The sequence below is a fragment of the Pseudomonas sp. WS 5021 genome, from assembly GCF_012985535.1.
Taxonomy (GTDB): Bacteria; Pseudomonadota; Gammaproteobacteria; order Pseudomonadales; family Pseudomonadaceae; genus Aquipseudomonas.
Genome location: NZ_JAAQWP010000004.1, coordinates 102,454 through 119,529, shown reverse-complemented (window position 1 = coordinate 119,529; position 17,076 = coordinate 102,454). Strand labels below are relative to the sequence as shown.

At 60.4% G+C, this 17,076-nt stretch carries 17 protein-coding genes; 7 read left to right on the top strand and 10 right to left on the bottom strand.

Features of this window, described 5'->3' with window-relative positions; translation table 11 throughout:
- The first annotated feature begins 31 nt into the window (after positions 1-31).
- Positions 32-754: a 1-acylglycerol-3-phosphate O-acyltransferase gene (locus HBO19_RS14080; protein WP_169956994.1), complete on the top strand. Its 723-nt coding sequence runs from the start codon at positions 32-34 to the stop codon at positions 752-754.
- Positions 755-833: 79 nt separating this feature from the next.
- A complete protein-coding gene (locus HBO19_RS14075) occupies positions 834-1,805 on the top strand; it encodes a magnesium and cobalt transport protein CorA (RefSeq protein WP_169956993.1) in 972 nt (323 codons plus the stop codon).
- A 24-nt stretch (positions 1,806-1,829) separates the two neighbouring features.
- Here HBO19_RS14075 and HBO19_RS14070 read toward each other — a convergent pair whose 3' ends face one another.
- From HBO19_RS14070 to HBO19_RS14060, 3 genes are all read right to left on the bottom strand, one after another.
- Complete coding sequence (locus tag HBO19_RS14070; protein WP_170057709.1) at positions 1,830-2,552, bottom strand: amidotransferase; 723 nt, start codon at positions 2,550-2,552, stop codon at positions 1,830-1,832.
- A gap of 98 nt (positions 2,553-2,650) precedes the next feature.
- Positions 2,651-4,795 (bottom strand): 3-hydroxyacyl-CoA dehydrogenase NAD-binding domain-containing protein, encoded by a 2,145-nt coding sequence (locus tag HBO19_RS14065; RefSeq protein ID WP_170057708.1) that lies wholly within the window; start codon positions 4,793-4,795, stop codon positions 2,651-2,653.
- 16 nt (positions 4,796-4,811) lie between these two features.
- Complete coding sequence (locus HBO19_RS14060) at positions 4,812-6,017, bottom strand: acetyl-CoA C-acetyltransferase (RefSeq protein ID WP_169956990.1); 1,206 nt, start codon at positions 6,015-6,017, stop codon at positions 4,812-4,814.
- A gap of 686 nt (positions 6,018-6,703) precedes the next feature.
- Between HBO19_RS14060 and HBO19_RS14055 the strand changes: the two genes are divergently transcribed.
- A complete protein-coding gene (locus HBO19_RS14055; RefSeq protein WP_170057707.1) occupies positions 6,704-7,516 on the top strand; it encodes a cytochrome c in 813 nt (270 codons plus the stop codon).
- A gap of 36 nt (positions 7,517-7,552) precedes the next feature.
- Here the strand turns inward: HBO19_RS14055 and HBO19_RS14050 are convergent, their stop codons facing one another.
- From HBO19_RS14050 to HBO19_RS14030, 5 genes are all read right to left on the bottom strand, one after another.
- Entirely contained in the window at positions 7,553-8,092 is a 540-nt protein-coding gene (locus tag HBO19_RS14050; protein WP_170057706.1) for a C40 family peptidase, read from the bottom strand.
- Between the two features lie 144 nt (positions 8,093-8,236).
- Positions 8,237-8,866 (bottom strand): NlpC/P60 family protein, encoded by a 630-nt coding sequence (locus tag HBO19_RS14045; RefSeq protein WP_170043287.1) that lies wholly within the window; start codon positions 8,864-8,866, stop codon positions 8,237-8,239.
- Positions 8,867-9,079: 213 nt separating this feature from the next.
- A complete protein-coding gene (hda, locus tag HBO19_RS14040; RefSeq protein WP_029292403.1) occupies positions 9,080-9,784 on the bottom strand; it encodes a DnaA regulatory inactivator Hda in 705 nt (234 codons plus the stop codon).
- 215 nt (positions 9,785-9,999) lie between these two features.
- The gene (locus HBO19_RS14035; protein ID WP_169956987.1) at positions 10,000-11,073 is read right to left on the bottom strand and encodes an AI-2E family transporter; all 1,074 of its coding nucleotides are present in this window, start codon (positions 11,071-11,073) and stop codon (positions 10,000-10,002) included.
- A gap of 43 nt (positions 11,074-11,116) precedes the next feature.
- The gene (locus HBO19_RS14030) at positions 11,117-12,175 is read right to left on the bottom strand and encodes a DUF2066 domain-containing protein (RefSeq protein ID WP_169956986.1); all 1,059 of its coding nucleotides are present in this window, start codon (positions 12,173-12,175) and stop codon (positions 11,117-11,119) included.
- A 358-nt stretch (positions 12,176-12,533) separates the two neighbouring features.
- On the opposite strand from HBO19_RS14030, the gene purM reads away from it, so the two are divergent.
- The 4 genes from purM (at position 12,534) to HBO19_RS14010 (ending at position 15,520) form a co-directional block, all read left to right on the top strand.
- Positions 12,534-13,592, top strand: coding sequence for a phosphoribosylformylglycinamidine cyclo-ligase (gene purM / locus HBO19_RS14025; RefSeq protein ID WP_169956985.1), 1,059 nt, complete (start codon positions 12,534-12,536; stop codon positions 13,590-13,592).
- Positions 13,592-14,242: a phosphoribosylglycinamide formyltransferase gene (purN, locus tag HBO19_RS14020; RefSeq protein WP_169956984.1), complete on the top strand. Its 651-nt coding sequence runs from the start codon at positions 13,592-13,594 to the stop codon at positions 14,240-14,242. Before purM ends, purN begins: the two co-directional genes overlap by 1 nt.
- Before the next feature lie 8 nt (positions 14,243-14,250).
- Positions 14,251-14,964 (top strand): DUF3108 domain-containing protein, encoded by a 714-nt coding sequence (locus HBO19_RS14015; RefSeq protein ID WP_169956983.1) that lies wholly within the window; start codon positions 14,251-14,253, stop codon positions 14,962-14,964.
- Between the two features lie 367 nt (positions 14,965-15,331).
- Entirely contained in the window at positions 15,332-15,520 is a 189-nt protein-coding gene (locus HBO19_RS14010; protein WP_032857031.1) for a hypothetical protein, read from the top strand.
- 93 nt (positions 15,521-15,613) lie between these two features.
- Here HBO19_RS14010 and HBO19_RS14005 read toward each other — a convergent pair whose 3' ends face one another.
- Both HBO19_RS14005 and mazG read right to left on the bottom strand, forming a co-directional pair.
- Positions 15,614-16,159 carry a DUF2058 domain-containing protein gene (locus HBO19_RS14005; protein ID WP_076963006.1) on the bottom strand — a complete coding sequence of 182 codons (546 nt, stop codon included), beginning with the start codon at positions 16,157-16,159 and terminating at the stop codon, positions 15,614-15,616.
- 25 nt (positions 16,160-16,184) lie between these two features.
- Entirely contained in the window at positions 16,185-17,018 is an 834-nt protein-coding gene (mazG, locus tag HBO19_RS14000) for a nucleoside triphosphate pyrophosphohydrolase (RefSeq protein ID WP_170043284.1), read from the bottom strand.
- Positions 17,019-17,076: the final 58 nt, after the last annotated feature.

Genomic DNA, 17,076 nt, shown 5'->3' with positions numbered 1-17,076 from the left:
GCGCCACCTTTTGTCCCGATGGTCCGTGTCGATGCTCTATTGTTTACGCATGTTATTGATGGGCCTGCATTTTCTGATTGCCGGTGTGCTGGGCGTGCTGCTGGGGATCTGCCGGCCGTTCAACCCGGATAACAGCCGCCTGTGCGCCCGCCTGTATGCTCTGCCGGCCATGTGGATCCTGCGGCTGCGGGTCAAGCCGCAAGTGGACTCGCTGCGCAACAAGCCGAGCAGTTGCGTGATTATTGCCAACCACCAGTCCAACTATGATTTGTTCGTGTTCGGCAATGTGGTGCCCTATCGCACCGTGTGCATCGGCAAAAAAAGCCTGAAGTGGGTGCCACTGTTCGGGCAACTGTTCTGGCTGGCGGGCAATGTGTTGATTGACCGGGGCAATGCGCAGAAGGCGCGGCGGTCGATGTTGACCACCACCCATACCCTGCAACACGAAGAAACCTCGATCTGGGTGTTTCCGGAAGGCACACGCAACCTGGGTGAATCGTTGCTGCCGTTCAAGAAGGGCGCGTTCCAAATGGCGATTGCCGCCGGAGTGCCGATTGTGCCGGTGTGCGTCAGTACCTATGTGACGCAGATGAAGCTCAATCGCTGGAACAGTGGCGATATCTTGATCCGGTCATTGGCGCCGATTCCTACAGCAGGATTGACGATGGATGACATGCCCGGGCTGATGGAGAAGTGCCGGACGCAAATGGTCGAGTGCATTGAAGCCATGGATCAAGCACTGCAAAAAACCTGACGGCAAGCCGGCTCCTACAATGTGGCGTTTCAGGCTAAGCTGGCCGGTTACTGCCACTTGTGAAGAAGCGATCAGCATTATGGGTAGAGTTGTTGCGGCGGCCGTCTATAGCGCCGGTAAAAAAGTCCGGGATATCACCCTCGATGAAGGCGCCGCCTGGGCGGCCAAGCCTGATCACTTTGTATGGATCGGCCTGGAAGAGCCCGACGCCCAGGAACTGGCCAACCTGCAACGCCAGTTCAACCTGCATGAACTGGCCATCGAAGACGCCCTCGAAAAACACAGCCGGCCGAAGCTGGAAACCTTTGGCGACGCACTGTTTATCGTGACTTATTCGCCGGTGCGCCATGAAGGCAAGCTGGAGTTTATCGAGACCCATATTTTTGCCGGCAACGGCTATATCATCACCGCGCGCAACGGCCACTCGGCGTCCTACGGCTATGTACGCCAGCGCTGTGAGGCGCGGCCGCTATTGCTGGAGCACGGGGAAGATTTCGTACTCTATGCCCTGCTGGATTTTGTCACCGAAAACTACCAGCCCGTGAGTGAGGCGATTCATGCCGAGATCGATGCGCTGGAGCACAACGTGTTGTGCAACTCCCTGAACGAGCGCGATATCCAGAACCTGCACGGCCTGCGCCGCGACGTACTGCGGCTGCGCCGGCATGTGGCGCCAATGGTGGAAATCAGCGAGGAATTGCAAAAGCTGAGCTTCCCGTTTATCGACAAGAACATGCGCCCATACTTTCGCGATGTGGAGATCCACGTCACGCGGCAGATGGAAGATCTTTCGACCCTGCGCGACATCGCCAGCCAGACCATCGAGATCGGCGTGCTGCTCGAAGCCTCGCGCCAGAGCGTGGTGCAGCGCAAGTTTGCAGCCTGGGCGGCGATCCTCGCATTCCCCACGGCGGTGGCCGGTATCTATGGGATGAACTTCCAGAACATGCCGGAACTGCAATGGCACTACGGCTATTTTGCGGTGCTGGGATTTATCGCGGTGGGGTGTACGGGCCTGTGGGCCAGCTTCAAGCGCTCGGGGTGGTTGTAACCTGCCCACCCCGGCCGGCCGGGGTCAGGCGACCTGCGGCTTGTGGGCTACAAAACGCATCATCCATTCCGCCACGGTTACCCCGTGGTGTTCATGGGCAAGGCTGGCGACGCCCTGCTGGTAGATCTGTTCGCCAAGGTTGAGCTGGCGAATGTCGAGCAAGGCCCGGGAGTAATCGTGGATAAACTCCGGATGCCCCTGGAAACACAGCACCTGATCATTGATGTGATAAGCGGCAAACGGGCAGAAATCGCTGGAGGCGATCACCGTGGCGTTTTCCGGCAAGGCGGTGACCTGGTCCTGATGGCTGATCAATAGGGTCAGTTCTTCTACCACCGGGCTCATCCACGGCGCCTTGGCGGCCAATTGATAGTTGTGCGTGCCCACGCCCCAGCCCTGGCTCGCCCGCTCGCTCTTGCCGCCCAGCAACAGCGCCAGCAGTTGATGGCCGAAACAGATGCCGAGCAGCTTGTCGCCCCGCTCGTAACGGTTCAGCAGGTAGGCCTTGAGGGTTTCGATCCACGGGTCGGTAGCGAAGGAATCCGCCTTGCTGCCCGTGACCAGGTACGCGTCGAACACTTCGCTGTCCGCCGGGTAGTGGCCTTGCATCACGTTGTAGACGACGAATTCGGCGGCAATCGGCTGCTGCGAAAACAGGCGCTGGAACATCTGCCCATAACCTTGATATTGATCGACCAGTTCCGGACGCAGGATATCGGTTTCCAGAATGCAGACGCGTAGCGACATAAAAAATACCTGACACGGTGATGGGAATAACGCACACCCGCCAGCCTGCCCTGAAATACCCTTTCAAGGCAAGCCCCCACCCATGACCTGTCGGGAGGTTAGAACGTCGTGCCCTGGGCGGCCTTTTCCAGCAACAAGGCTGGCGGGGTGAACCGTTCGCCGTATTGCTCGGCCAGGTAACGCGCCCGCGCCACGAAGTCGTTCAAACCGTACTGGTTGATAAACTGCAGCGCCCCGCCGGTCCACGCCGCAAAGCCGATGCCGAAGATCGAACCGATATTGGCATCGGCGGTGGACATCAACACGCCCTCCTCCACACACCGCACTGTTTCGATGGCCTGGATAAACAGCAGGCGGTCGCGCACATCCTGTGCCGAAATCTGCTGGCCGGGCTTCTCGAAGCGCACCTTGAGTTCTGGCCACAGGTATTTCTGGCCACCGCTGGGGTATTCGTAGAAACCACCGCCCGCCGCCTTGCCCGGGCGCTTGTACTCATTGAGCAACAGGTCGATCACCGCAAACGCCGGATGCTCGGGCAGCGTCTTGCCTTCGGCGTGCAGATCCTTGGCTGTCTGCTGACGGATATGGCTCATCAGACTGAGGGAAACTTCGTCAGAAATCGCCAGCGGACCAATCGGCATCCCGGCCTTGCGCGCTTCGGTCTCGATCATCGGCGCAGCCACGCCTTCGCCGAGCAGGGTGATGCCTTCGTTGGTGAAGGTGCCAAATACCCGCGAGGTGAAAAAGCCGCGACTGTCGTTCACCACAATCGGGGTTTTCTTGATTTGCAGTACGAAATCAAAACCACGAGCCAGGGTTTCGTCGCTGGTATTGGCGCCTTTGATGATTTCCACCAGTGGCATTTTTTCCACCGGGCTGAAGAAATGCAGGCCGATAAACTTGCCTTGGTCTGGCACCGCATTCGCCAGGCCGCTGATGGGCAAGGTGGACGTATTGGAAGCAATCACCGCGTCAGCGCCTACCACGCGCTGGGCCGCCGCCGAGACCTTGGCCTTGAGGTCACGGTCTTCGAATACGGCCTCAATGATCAGGTCGCAACCGGCCAGGTCGGCATCGCTGTCTGTAGGATGGATCCGCGCCAGGGTGCTTTCCCGCTGCTCAGGCGTCAGTTGCCCACGGCTGACTTTCTTGTCCAGCAGCGCCGCCGAGTGGGCCTTGCCCTTCTCTGCCGCCGCCAGCGTCACGTCCTTGAGCACCACTTCCACTCCCGCCGATGCACTGGTGTAGGCAATCCCCGCGCCCATCATGCCGGCGCCGAGGATGCCGACCTTGCGCGTGACATACGGCGCAAACCCCGCAGGCCGTGAGCCCCCGGCGTTGATTTCGTTGAGCTGGAACCAGAAGGTGCCGATCATATTCTTCGCCACCTGGCCGGTGGTGAGCTCGGTGAAGTAGCGGGTCTCGATCAGGTGCGCGGTGTCGAAGTCCACCTGGGCGCCCTCCACGGCCGCACAGAGGATTTTCTCCGGCGCCGGGAAGCAGCCATTGGTTTTACTGCGCAGGATCGACGGCGCAATGGCGAGCATTTGCGCGACTTTTGGATTGGACGGTGTGCCACCTGGAATCTGGTGACCCTTGATATCCCAAGGCTGTTTGGCCGTCGGGTTGGCCAGGATCCAGGCCCGGGACTTGGCCAGCAGTTCATCGCGATCCGCCGCCAACTCGTCGATCAACCCGGCTTGCAGGGCCTTCTGCGCGCTGATCTTCTTGCCTTCCAGCAGGTACGGCAAGGCCTTCTCCAGACCCAGCATGCGCACCATGCGCACCACCCCGCCGCCGCCCGGCAACAGGCCGAGGGTGACTTCCGGCAAGCCGATCTGCACGGCTGGATGATCCAGCGCCACGCGGTGCTGGCACGCCAGGCATAGCTCCCAGCCACCGCCGAGGGCGGCGCCGTTGATCGCGGCCACCACCGGCTTGCCGAGGGTTTCCAGGCTGCGCAACTGCGCCTTCAGGCCCAGGACCATGTCGTAGAACGCCTTGGCATGGGGCTTGTCGACTTTGATCAGCTCATTGAGGTCACCGCCGGCAAAGAAGGTTTTTTTCGCCGAGGTGATTATGACCCCGGCAATCCCATCCTTTTCCGCATCCAGGCGTGCGACGGTGGCGGCCATGGCCTCGCGGTAGGCGGCGTTCATGGTGTTGGCACTCTGGCCGGGCATGTCGAGGGTCAGCACCACGATCTGGTCCTGGCCTTTTTCGTAACGAATGGCGTCGGTCATGACAGATTCCTTAGGCTCAGAGGCGTTCGATAATGGTGGCGATACCCATGCCGCCGCCCACACAGAGCGTGGCCAGGCCGTAGCGCTGCTGGCGCACCTCCAACTCGTCGAGCAAGGTGCCGAGGATCGCGCACCCCGTGGCCCCCAGTGGGTGGCCCATGGCAATTGAGCCACCATTGACATTGACCCGGGCGGCGTCGATGCCCATGTCCTTGATGAACTTGAGCACCACCGAGGCGAAGGCTTCGTTGACCTCGAACAGGTCGATGTCCTCGACCCGCAGGCCGGCCTTGGCCAGGGCCTTGCGGGTGGCCGGCGCGGGGCCAGTCAACATGATGGTCGGATCGGTACTGGTGACGGCGGTGGCGACGATACGCGCACGCGCTTGCAGGCCCAATTCACGGCCCCGGGCCTCGGAGCCGATCAGCATCAAGGCCGCGCCATCGACAATCCCGGAACTGTTACCCGGTGTGTGCACATGCTGGATGCGCTCGACATGGCTGTAGACCCGCAAGGCCGTGGCATCGAAGCCCATCTGCCCCATCATTTCGAAGCTCGGCTTGAGTTTGCCCAACCCTTCGAGCGTCGAGTCGCCACGGATAAATTCGTCGTGATCGAGCAGTACGATGCCGTTCTGGTCCTGCACCGGGATCAGGGATTTGTTGAAGGAACCATCTGATCTGGCCCGCGCCGCTTTCTGCTGGGAGTGTAAGGCGAAGGTGTCGACATCTTCGCGGCTGAAGCCTTCCAGGGTGGCGATCAAGTCGGCGCCAATCCCCTGGGGCGTGAAGTGGCTGTGCATATTGGTCTGCGGGTCCAGCACCCAGGCACCGCCATCGCTGCCCATGGGCACGCGGGACATGGACTCGACACCGCCGACCACCACCAGGTCCTCGAAGCCGGAACGCACCTTCATCGCCCCAAGGTTGACCGCCTCCAGGCCCGACGCACAGAAGCGGTTGACCTGCACACCGGCGACGCTGACGTCCCAGTCGGCTACCAACGCGGCCGTCTTGGCGATATCCGCGCCCTGGTCCCCGACTGGCGTGACGCAACCGAGCACGATGTCATCCACCTGGCGCGTGTCCAGGTCACTGCGCTGTTGCAGGGCGCTGAGCAAGCCGGCCAGCAGGTTCACCGGCTTGACGCTGTGCAAGGCGCCATCGGCCTTGCCTTTGCCCCGGGGCGTACGTATCGCATCAAAGATCAAAGCTTGAGTCATGACGTCCTCGAACCACTGTGCAATGGAGCTCTCAAGGGGAGAGCCGACCGTGCCCTTACCTTAAGCGCCGCCAGGGCAGATTCAATGACCGATGCGCTCATTGGCCTTGACGAGCACGCTCAGACGAACGGTAGGAGGCTGGCGAAAACCCCAGGTTAATCGTTTTAGCTGTCTAGCCAAGGGGCTGGCGCGAAGATGGCCATATGCCTCATGCGTTTTTAAAAGGATTTCAATCTAAGTTGATATGAAAGCGATCTAAGCCACGCCCGACATGGGCTCTAAGGTTGAATCAGTAAGAAGTGTATGACGCTGCTGCCGGGTCTTGCTGGAGCAGCTGTAAGAAAAATGCCATCTCGCAGGCCTAACGTAGTCAATGATGGTGCTTGCATCGGCGCATTTGACGCTCAGGAATAACAACAAAAGGCAGTCAGCCATGTTCAAACAATCGAAAGTCCGCCAGGCGGGGCTCATTCTCTTCGCCACCACACTGATTCTGATTTTGCCCAACCTGACCAAGATCATTGGTTGAGCGGGCCGATCACACCTAGACATTGCAGCCTTTGGCAGCACCGCCCGGGAAACCGCGTAGAGCGTTCCCGTGACCGGGGCTGTCTTTTTTGCGTACGGTTTCGTCGTCGATGTCCGGTATCCTGAGCCCAGACCGCCACTGCCACATGGGACTCGCCTTGAAACACATTATCGTCCTGCTGATGCTGATCCTGGCCTACCCCGCCAGCGCCGCCTCGTTGACCATCGAGCTGGATCACAGCCGCACAACCTGGCAAACCGCCGAGTTGCTCAAGCACCCGGCAGCGCAAACCGTGCAGATCGTTGATGACGTTTCCTACAAGCGCAACATGACCTATCGCGCAGTACCGCTGGCCGTACTCTTGCCGGGCGTGTTGGCGCAGAACCATGTGCAGGCGGTAGCGCTCGATGGTTTCGCCGCCGAACTGGCTGCCGCGCCGCTGCTTTCGCAAAGCGGCGCCCAGGCGTGGTTGGCGGTGGAGGATCCGGCCCAGCCATGGCCCCCGCTGGCCAAGGGCAAGCCCAGCGCCGGGCCGTTTTACCTGGTGTGGACCCAACCCCAGGCGAGCGGGATCAGCCCGGAACAATGGCCCTTCCAGATCTCGACGATCAAACAGTTGAAAACCGTTGCCGAACGCTTCCCGGCGCTGCTGCCGGACCCTGCGCTGGCGGTGGACGATCCGGTCAACCAGGGGTTCGCCCTGTTCCAGAAGAACTGCCTGGCCTGCCATCGCCTAAACGGCGCAGGTGACGCGCAGGTAGGCCCGGACCTGAATCTGCCCTACAGCCCCACCGAATATTTCGGCGGCGACTTTCTCAAGCGTTACATCCGTGATCCCCAGAGCCTGAGGCATTGGCCGCAAGCCAAGATGCCGGCGTTTACCGCCAGCGTGTTGCCAGAGGCCGACCTGGAGTTGCTGGTGGGCTATTTGAAGCATATGGCCACTCGCAAAACCGACACCCCCTTGTAGGAGTCGGCTTGCGGACTCCTACAAGGGGGCGTGCTTCTAGGGATTACGCGCCAGATGCTCCGACGGCAATACGCGCTTGGCGCTCAGATAGGCATTCTGCCAGTAGGCCTTGGACAAGGTATCAAGCTTCACCGTACCGCCGGTTTGCGGTGCATGGACGAAACGCCCTTCACCCACATAGATGCCGGCATGGCTGACCTGCGAGCCGCCGCCCGTGGCGAAGAACAGCAAGTCGCCGGTCTGCAGCGCATCTTCACGCACGTCCTGGGCCCGCATCACGATCAACTCGCGAGTGGTGCGCGGCAGGGAAATACCAGCGGCATCGCGGTAGACAAAACCAATCAGGCCACTGCAATCAAACCCCGAATCCGGCGTATTGCCGCCCCAGCGATAAGGCGTGCCGACCAGGCCCAGGGCACGAAACAGCACATCTTCAGCCGCTGGCGAAAAGTTCTGGGTGGCGTAGTTGAAGACCGGCTTGGGCTTGACGGCCACAGGCGCAGGCGGAGGACGGCTGGCGCAGGCACTGAGCAGTGCGGCGCAAACAAGAAGAGTTAGGCGGGCCGAGGTCGACATGGGCAGAACAATCCTGATCTGGATGCGGCTTTCGCTGCCGAACACTGAAAACTAGACCGCGCCAGCAAGCTTGCGCGGTCAGGTTCGCAACAATATCTCAGGATTCTAGCGGTTACGCGTCAAACTTCAAGTATCACTTTAACTTTACTTGCGAGCGGTAACGGTAGTCGGGGCCATCGCCAATGCACGCTTGGCTTCGATGAAGGTTTTGCTCCAGTAGCTGTCGCCCAGCTTATCGACCCGCACCCCACCGCTGCGGCGGCTGCTGGAGTGGATGAACTGGTCATCGCCCAGGTAGATACCGGCGTGGCTGACACGACCACGGCCATTGGTACTGAAGAAAAGCAGATCGCCAGGCTTGAGGTTGTTCCGTGCGACCAACGGTGCATCCACGTTGATCATTTCGCGGGTGGAGCGCGGCAGGTTCATGCCGGCCTCTTCACGAAACAGATAGCCGATAAAGCCACTGCAGTCGAAACCGGCTTCAGAGGTACCGCCGAAACGGTAACGGGTACCGATCAGGGACATGCCGCGTTCGAGAATGCTATCGGCCAGCAGCGGCAACTGGTAAGGCTTGCTATCGGCGAACTGGGCCAGTTCTTTTTCGGTCGCCATCTCTTCTTCATAAACAGAAGAAGACTGTGCTGCGACGAATTTGGCTTGATGCTGTTGTTGCGGCTTTTGCTGCTCGACCACCTGCTGGGGGTGGGTGGCGCAACCAAACAACAGGGTAACGAGTGCGAGAGGCACGAGGGGTGCGAAGCGATTTAGCATGGGCACGACCGTGGCTGATATGTAAAGAAGTCGAGACTATGCCTTCTATGACATCGATTTGCAAATTCAATCGTGATCTATGTGACTTCTTGTTTGACCTATGTCATCTAAGCCCTTACACCCCATTTAAACCCTTTTGCGTGGCCATAGCGGCTCAAGCGCAGGTTTTCTGGCGCCTGGAATTTGCCAGGAGCACCGGTTTCAAAGGGCTGGCTACCAGCCGAGGGTTTCTTTGAGAAAGGGGATAGTGAGCTTGCGCTGGGCCTGCAAGGAGGCCTGGTCGAGCTGCTCGAGCAAGTCGAACAGCGCGCTCATGCTGCGGGTGCCGCGGGTGAGGATGAAATGCCCGACTTCATCGGTCAGGTGCAAGCCACGGCGCGAGGCACGCAGTTGCAGGGCCCGCAGCTTGTCTTCGTCGGACAGCGGGCGCATCTGGAAGATCAGCGCCAGGGTCAGGCGCGACTTGAGGTCTGCCAGCTTGACCGGCAATTCCCGCGGCGAAGTGGACGCGGCAATCAACAGGCGCCGGCCACTGTCGCGCAGGCGGTTGAACAGATGGAACAGTGCTTCTTCCCAGTCTGCCCGGCCGGCGACCGCCTGCAGGTCGTCCAGGCACACCAGTTCGTATTGCTCAAGGTTGTCGAGGATGCCGATGCCACGGTCCAGCAGCTCGGCCAACGGCAGGTACACCGCCGGCTCACCCAACTGCTCAAAACGCAGGCAGGCGGCCTGCAACAGGTGGGTCCGCCCCACGCCGTCCTTGCCCCAGAGGTAGATCAGGCTTTCCGTCCACCCGGCGTCGGCTTCGCAGAGCCGCTCGACATAGCCGAGTGCAGCGGCATTGGCGCCTGGGTAGTAATTGATGAAGGTAGCGTCGTCACGCAGACGCACACCTAGGGGCAGCTGAATCGGTTTCATGCTGACTGAACGGTTCCAATCGAACCGTTAGTGGCCTCTGTGAAAAGTTTGCAAAGTTTATACCCGTGACGCCGGGCGCACAATGCAACAGACCACAAGCAAAATCAAAGGTTTGCGTTAACTCATTGGATTTTTTGGAGATTGTTTGACGCGATGGCTAAATGCCAAGCCCTAGAGGCAACAAACCCGGCCTTGAGCCGGGTTTGTGATCAGCCTTACAACTGAGGGTCATCGGCGCCCGTATAGACGTCCGAATCCTTGTACACATCATGCACATGGCGCACCAGCACCATGATCACCGCCGCCACCGGCAGCGCCAGGAGGATGCCGGTAAAGCCAAACAGCTCGCCGCCCGCCAGGATCGCAAAGATCACGGCCACCGGATGCAGGCCAATGCGGTCGCCCACCAGCAACGGCGTCAGCACCATGCCTTCCAGGGCCTGGCCGACCATGAACACCGCGACAATCCCCAGCATCGGGTACAAGTCGCCGCCAAACTGGAACAGGCCGGCCACCAGCGCCGCGCCAATCCCGATGACAAAGCCCATGTACGGCACAATCGCCGCCAGGCCGGCGATCATGCCGATCAACAGGCCCAGTTCCAGGCCAATCGCCATTAGCCCGCCAGCGTAGATAATCCCCAGCGCGACCATCACCAACAACTGCCCGCGAACAAACGCACCCAGTACCTCATGGCACTCCCCGGCCAGGGACACGATGCGCTCCTCGCTATCACGGGGCAGCAGGCTGCGGATCTTGGCCATCATGATGTCCCAGTCACGCAGCAGGTAGAACGCCACCACCGGGATCAACACCAGGTTGGTCAGCCAACCGATCAGCGCCAGGCTGGAGGCCGTGGCTTGGCTGAGGATCACCCCGACGATATCGGTGGTCTGGCCCATATGCTCGCTGATCGCGGCCTTGACCTTGTCGAACTTCCAGAAGCCATCGGCCAGGCCGAGCTTGGACTGCGCCCACGGCATGGCCGTGTGTTGCAGCCAGTCGAGCATTTGCGGCGCCAATTCGTACAGGCGGATCATCTGCTTGGCCAGCATCGGCACCAGCACCAACAGCAGCGCCATGACGATCAGGGTAAACAGCGCAAATACCGCCACCACGCCCCAGGTGCGCGACAGGCCGAGTTTTTCCAGGCGATCGACCACCGGGTCGAACAGATAAGCCAGCAGCAAGGCGACCAGGAACGGCGTCAGGATCGAATGCAGCAAGAACACAAAGACGCACAGCAGGACAATCCCGCCAAGCCACACCCAACGACGCGTATCCGCCATAAACCACTCCATCTGTCAGTTGCTTCTATATAAGGAAGAACATTTACCAACGAAAACGCAGCTGCGGCTCGGGCTCGGCTTGCGGCACGGGTGCCGGTGAAGCGCCTTCGACCACTGGCGCCGGCACAGGTTGTGGCGCGAGCGCCTCGCCGGGCGGCACTTCCTGCAGCTTGGCCAGGCTCAACTGGCTGCGCAGTTGCTCGCTGCTGCCATTGACCCGATAGACGATCCGGTCGCCATCCACTCGCTGCAACTGCGCACCAAAGGGCTCCAGCAGGTGACCGAGGGCGGCGTAGCGTTCCAGGGTCATGCCCTGCACTTGCAGCAACTGCTCGCTCGACACCCCGGCTTTTACCGCAAACCGTGGGGCAAGCCGCTCACTGACCGCCAGCAAGACGGCATCGGCCAAGGCCGCAGTGTCGGCGCCCTGTACGGTGCCCTGCTCGGCTTTGTCACCCAGCCACAGGCGCCACTTGGCTTGCCATTGGCCCGCGTCTTCACGGGCATGCACCGCCAGCAGCGCATCGGCGCCATAACGCTCGGAGGCCGAACGCAGGGGCGCGGGATCTGCGCTCTCAAGATTAGGCGCGGTGGCAACGATCTGTTCATCGAGGTCACCCAGCGGCAGGCGCAACGGCAAGCCCCGATGCTGGGCCGCACGGCGCAGCGGCTCGGCAGCGGCCTGGCCATCACCCACCAGGCTGCTGCCTTCGGTGGAATCGCTGAGCCACCAGCCAAGGATCGATGGCCGATTGTTACCCCACAGCGCCAGGCCGGCATCGCGCAGGGCCCGGTCGGTGCTGACCGGATCGAAATCCACTTGCAGGCTTTCCGGCGGACCGGCGTCGTAGCCGTACTGGCTGATGATCTGTTGCGGATCCTTGCGAATTGCCGCCAGGCCAGGGCCCTGGGCGGCCTTGGTGTCGCCGGTGAGGCGGATCACCAGGGTTTCCAGGGCGCGCTGGGTAGCTTGTGCGCGCTCCTCGGGCGCCTGGCTGCTGACCGGCTCCAGCACTTGATAAAGACCATTAACGGTTTCGGCATGACTGGCCAGGCTGACCAACGACAAACAGCCCACAAAAAAATATCTACTCAGACCCATGAAAAAAGATTCCCGAACGACAAAAAAGCGGCTGGAACAGGCCGCGTGAAGAAGGTTAAGCAAGGCTGTGACCACAGCGACCGGCAAAACATTCACAAGGCCCCGGTAAGTTTTCGTACTGTCATAACGATAGCGGGTTAAAGGCTATACCTTAATACAGGCGATCGCGGCGCCGATTAAGGTTTTTTTAGCACCATATGCCCCTGCCCGTCGGCCCGAGGATGGCCGCTGCCCCTCAAGCCTGATAAAATCGCGCGCCTTCGCAGACCGTCAACGGCTGGGCGTCCTGAAGTGTTCGACTTCCGTACCCCCACCGCATCGGTCGTTACCCCTGAATCCCCCCCTAAAGGCCTGGATCATGAGCAAGCAACCCTCCCTGAGCTACAAGGACGCCGGTGTAGACATCGACGCCGGTGAAGCATTGGTCGAACGCATCAAGAGCGTCGCCAAGCGCACTGCGCGCCCCGAAGTCATGGGTGGCCTGGGCGGTTTCGGCGCCCTCTGCGAGATCCCGGCCGGCTACAAGCAGCCTGTGCTGGTCTCCGGCACCGACGGCGTGGGCACCAAGCTGCGCCTGGCGCTGAACCTGAACAAGCACGACACCATCGGCATCGACCTGGTCGCCATGTGCGTCAACGACCTGGTGGTATGCGGTGCCGAGCCGCTGTTCTTCCTCGACTACTACGCCACCGGCAAACTGAACGTGGAAACCGCTGCACAAGTGGTCACCGGTATCGGCGCTGGCTGCGAACTGTCGGGTTGCTCCCTGGTCGGCGGCGAAACCGCTGAAATGCCGGGCATGTACGAAGGCGAAGACTACGACCTGGCCGGCTTCTGCGTCGGCGTCGTGGAAAAAGCCGAGATCATCGACGGCTCCAAGGTGGCTGCCGGTGACGCCCTGCTGGCCCTGCCATCGTCCGGCCCGCACTCCAACGGCTACTCGCTGATCCGCAAGATCATCGAAGTGTCCGGCGCCGACATCGAGAACACCCAGCTCGACGGCAAGCCTTTGACCGACCTGCTGATGGCCCCGACCCGCATCTACGTCAAGCCGTTGCTCAAGCTGATCAAGGACACTGGCGCAGTCAAGGCCATGGCCCACATCACCGGTGGCGGCCTGCTGGACAACATCCCGCGCGTGCTGCCAAAAGGCGCCCAGGCCATCGTCGACGTGGCCAGTTGGCAGCGCCCGGCGGTCTTCGACTGGCTGCAAGAGAAAGGCAACGTCAACGAAACCGAAATGCACCGCGTGCTGAACTGCGGCGTGGGCATGGTCATCTGCGTGGCGCAAGAGCACGTGGAAAGCGCGCTGAACGTACTGCGTGAAGCCGGCGAGCAGCCATGGGTGATCGGCCAGATCGCCACCGCTGCCGAAGGCGCTGCCCAGGTTGAACTGAAGAACCTCAAGGCTCACTGATGCCAGCAACCTGTGATGTCGTGGTGCTGCTTTCCGGCACTGGCAGTAACTTGCAGGCCCTGATCGACAGCACGCGCGCCGGCGACAGCCCGGTGCGCATCGCTGCGGTGATTTCCAACCGCAGCGACGCCTACGGCCTGCAACGCGCCCAGGACGCGGGTATCGATACCCGCTCCCTGGATCACAAGGCGTTCGAAGGTCGCGAGGCCTTCGATGCAGCCTTGATCGAACTGATCGACGCCTTCAACCCCAAACTCGTGGTGCTCGCCGGCTTCATGCGCATTCTCAGCGCTGATTTCGTGCGCCATTACCAGGGGCGCCTGCTGAATATCCACCCTTCCCTGCTGCCCAAATACAAAGGGTTACACACTCACCAGCGGGCCCTTGAGGCCGGCGATACAGAGCACGGCTGCAGCGTGCACTTTGTCACCGAGGAACTCGATGGCGGGCCACTGGTCGTACAGGCAGTAGTTCCGGTAGAGTCTGCGGACTCAGCGCAGAGCCTTGCGCAACGGGTTCACACCCAGGAACACAGGATTTACCCGCTGGCGGTTCGCTGGTTTGCCGAAGGACGCTTGGTTCTCGGTGAACAGGGTGCATTGTTGGACGGCCAGTTACTTGCGGCCAGCGGCCACTTGATTCGTACCTAGGAGATTTTATGCGTCGCGCCCTGCTCTTCGCTTTTGCTCTGCTTGCCCTGCCTACCGTGCACGCGGCAGATCTTCAGCCTTTCTCCGCCAGCTATACCGCCGACTGGAAGCAGTTGCCCATGAGCGGTACTGCGGAACGCAGCCTGGAAAAAACCGCCGACGGTACCTGGAAGCTCAGCTTCAAGGCCTCGATGATGATCGCCAGCCTGACCGAAACAAGTACCTTGACCCTGGACAAGGATACTTTGCTGCCACAGTCCTACCACTTTGAACGGGGTGGGCTGGGTAAAGCCAAGAAAGCCGACCTGGACTTCGACTGGACCGCCAAGATGGTCACCGGTACCGATCGCGGCGATGCAGTGAAGATCCCGCTGAACCGTGGCATGGTCGACAAATCCACTTACCAGTTGGCCCTGCAGCATGACGTGGCCGCCGGCAAGAAAACCATGAGCTACCAGGTGGTGGATGATGGTGAAGTCGACACCTATGACTTCCGCGTGCTGGGTGCCGAGAAAGTCGACACCAAGGCCGGCAAGATCGACGCCATCAAGGTTGAACGCGTACGCGACCCGACGCAAAGCAAGCGCACCACCGTGATGTGGTTTGCCAAGGATTGGGACTACCTGCTGGTTCGCCTGCAGCAAGTCGAAACCGACGGCAAGGAATACAACATCATGCTGTTGGACGGCACGGTCAATGGCAAGGCTGTGAAAGGCATCTGATCGTTGATGGGTTGAAAGAGCCTCGCTAAATGCGGGGCTTTTTTTCGCCTGGAGTTTGTGGTGAAGCGACTGGCGCTATCTATCGCAGGCAAGCCAGCTCCCACAGGTGAGCGCATTCCAAGCTGGCTTGCCTGCGATAGCGGTGGGATGCCCGGCACACGGCCAAAGCCTCACTCAAACATGAAACTTTTGTCATAAAACCCCGCCCCCTGCGACGCAATGTCGCGGTTTACGTGGCCTGGAGCATTGTTGCGTTTGCTGCAATGAATTGTTGCGCGCAAAGTCAGTTTACTTAGCAAGCTAACAAAATATATAACAAAGGCCTGCGACGCCTTGCCGCAGATCAACCAGAGACTGGAGCAAGCAGATGACAGTAAAAGTAACGGAACGCGACGATGCCCATATGTCCCACGAGGCCCTGGCCCACGGAATTCATATCTGGGATGTACATCAACAAGACCTGCTGGTCGGTATGTTTCACAACGAGTGCGACGCCCATAACTATAAAAACGAGCTCGAAACCCTCGAAATGAGACGCCAGGCATCTAGCTCCTGAGTAACTGAAATCCCATAGCCACCCGGCCCACGCAGCCGCAGTGCCTATAAACACAAACCCCGCCTTTTGAGCGGGGTTTGTTGTTTTAACGCCTTACCACATCAGATCGTCAGGGATCTGGTAGGCGGCATACGGATCATCTTCATCCGGCACCTGGGCCTCGGTGAGGATGTTCATCTGCACGATACGCTCAGGGGCGCGCTCCTGGATTTTCAGCGCGGCCTCCCGCGGGATCACTTCGTAGCCGCCGCCGTGATGGACAATCGCCAACGAGCCGTTGCTCAGCTTGTTGCGCATCAAGGTGTTGACCGACAGGCGCTTGACCTTCTTGTCGTCCACGAAATTGTAGTAGTCCTCGGTGGTCAACTTGGGCAGGCGCGAGGTCTCGATCAATTGCTTGACCTGCGCGGCACGGGCCTTGGCCTCGACCTTTTCCTGCTGCTGGCGGTTGAGCTCCTGGTCGCGCTTGACCTTCTCGGCCTGCGCTTCCAGGGCCAGGCGCTGCTGGGTGTCATCGGCCTGGGCCTGGCCTTTGTGAACCAGGCGCTGCTGCTTCTGCTTGTCTTTGCCGACCTGCTTGGCCTGCTTCTGATTGACCAGGCCTGCTTTGAGCAACTGGTCGCGAAGGGAAATGCTCATGGTGCTTACTCACTTAGGCAACTGCTCAACCGCAGTTGGACACATTCTTTTCCTGGCGTTTGGCTTCGCCCCATAGGGCGTCCAACTCTTCGAGGGTGCAATCTTCCATGGGACGGTGGGTGTCGCGCAATGCCTGTTCGATAAATCGGAATCGCCTTTCGAATTTGGCATTGGCACCGCGCAGGGCGGTTTCCGGGTCCACCTTGAGGTGCCGCGCCAGGTTGACCGCCGCAAACAGCAGGTCACCGACTTCATCGGCAATCGCTGCCGGGTCGTTGTCGGCCATGGCTTGGAGCACTTCATCGAGCTCTTCACGTACGTTATCCACCACCGGCAACGCCGCCGGCCAGTCGAAGCCGACCTGGCTGGCGCGCTTTTGCAATTTGGCCGCGCGAGACAGGGATGGCAAGGCGGTAGGCACATCATCGAGCAGGGACAGTTGCTGCGGGGCGTCGGATTTTTCTGCGCGCTCCTCGGCCTTGATTTGCTCCCAGCGCGCCTTGACCTGCTCTTCGTTTAACTGAGGAATATCCAGCGGCGCATACAGGTCACCGGTGGGGAACACATGGGGATGGCGGCGAATCAGCTTGCGGGTGATGCTGTCGATCACGCCGGCAAACTCGAAGCGCCCTTCTTCCCGGGCCAACTGGCTGTAATACACCACCTGGAACAACAGGTCGCCCAGCTCGCCTTGCAGATGATCAAAATCCCCGCGCTCGATGGCGTCGGCGACTTCGTAGGCTTCTTCCAGGGTGTGGGGCACGATGCTGGCGTAGGTTTGCTTGATGTCCCACGGGCAACCGTATTGCGGGTCGCGCAGGCGGTTCATCAGGTGTAGCAGGTCTTCAAGTGAATACATCGTTCTCTATCCGATCAAGTGGGAAAACCACCGAGCAAATGTGGGAGCCGGGCTTGCC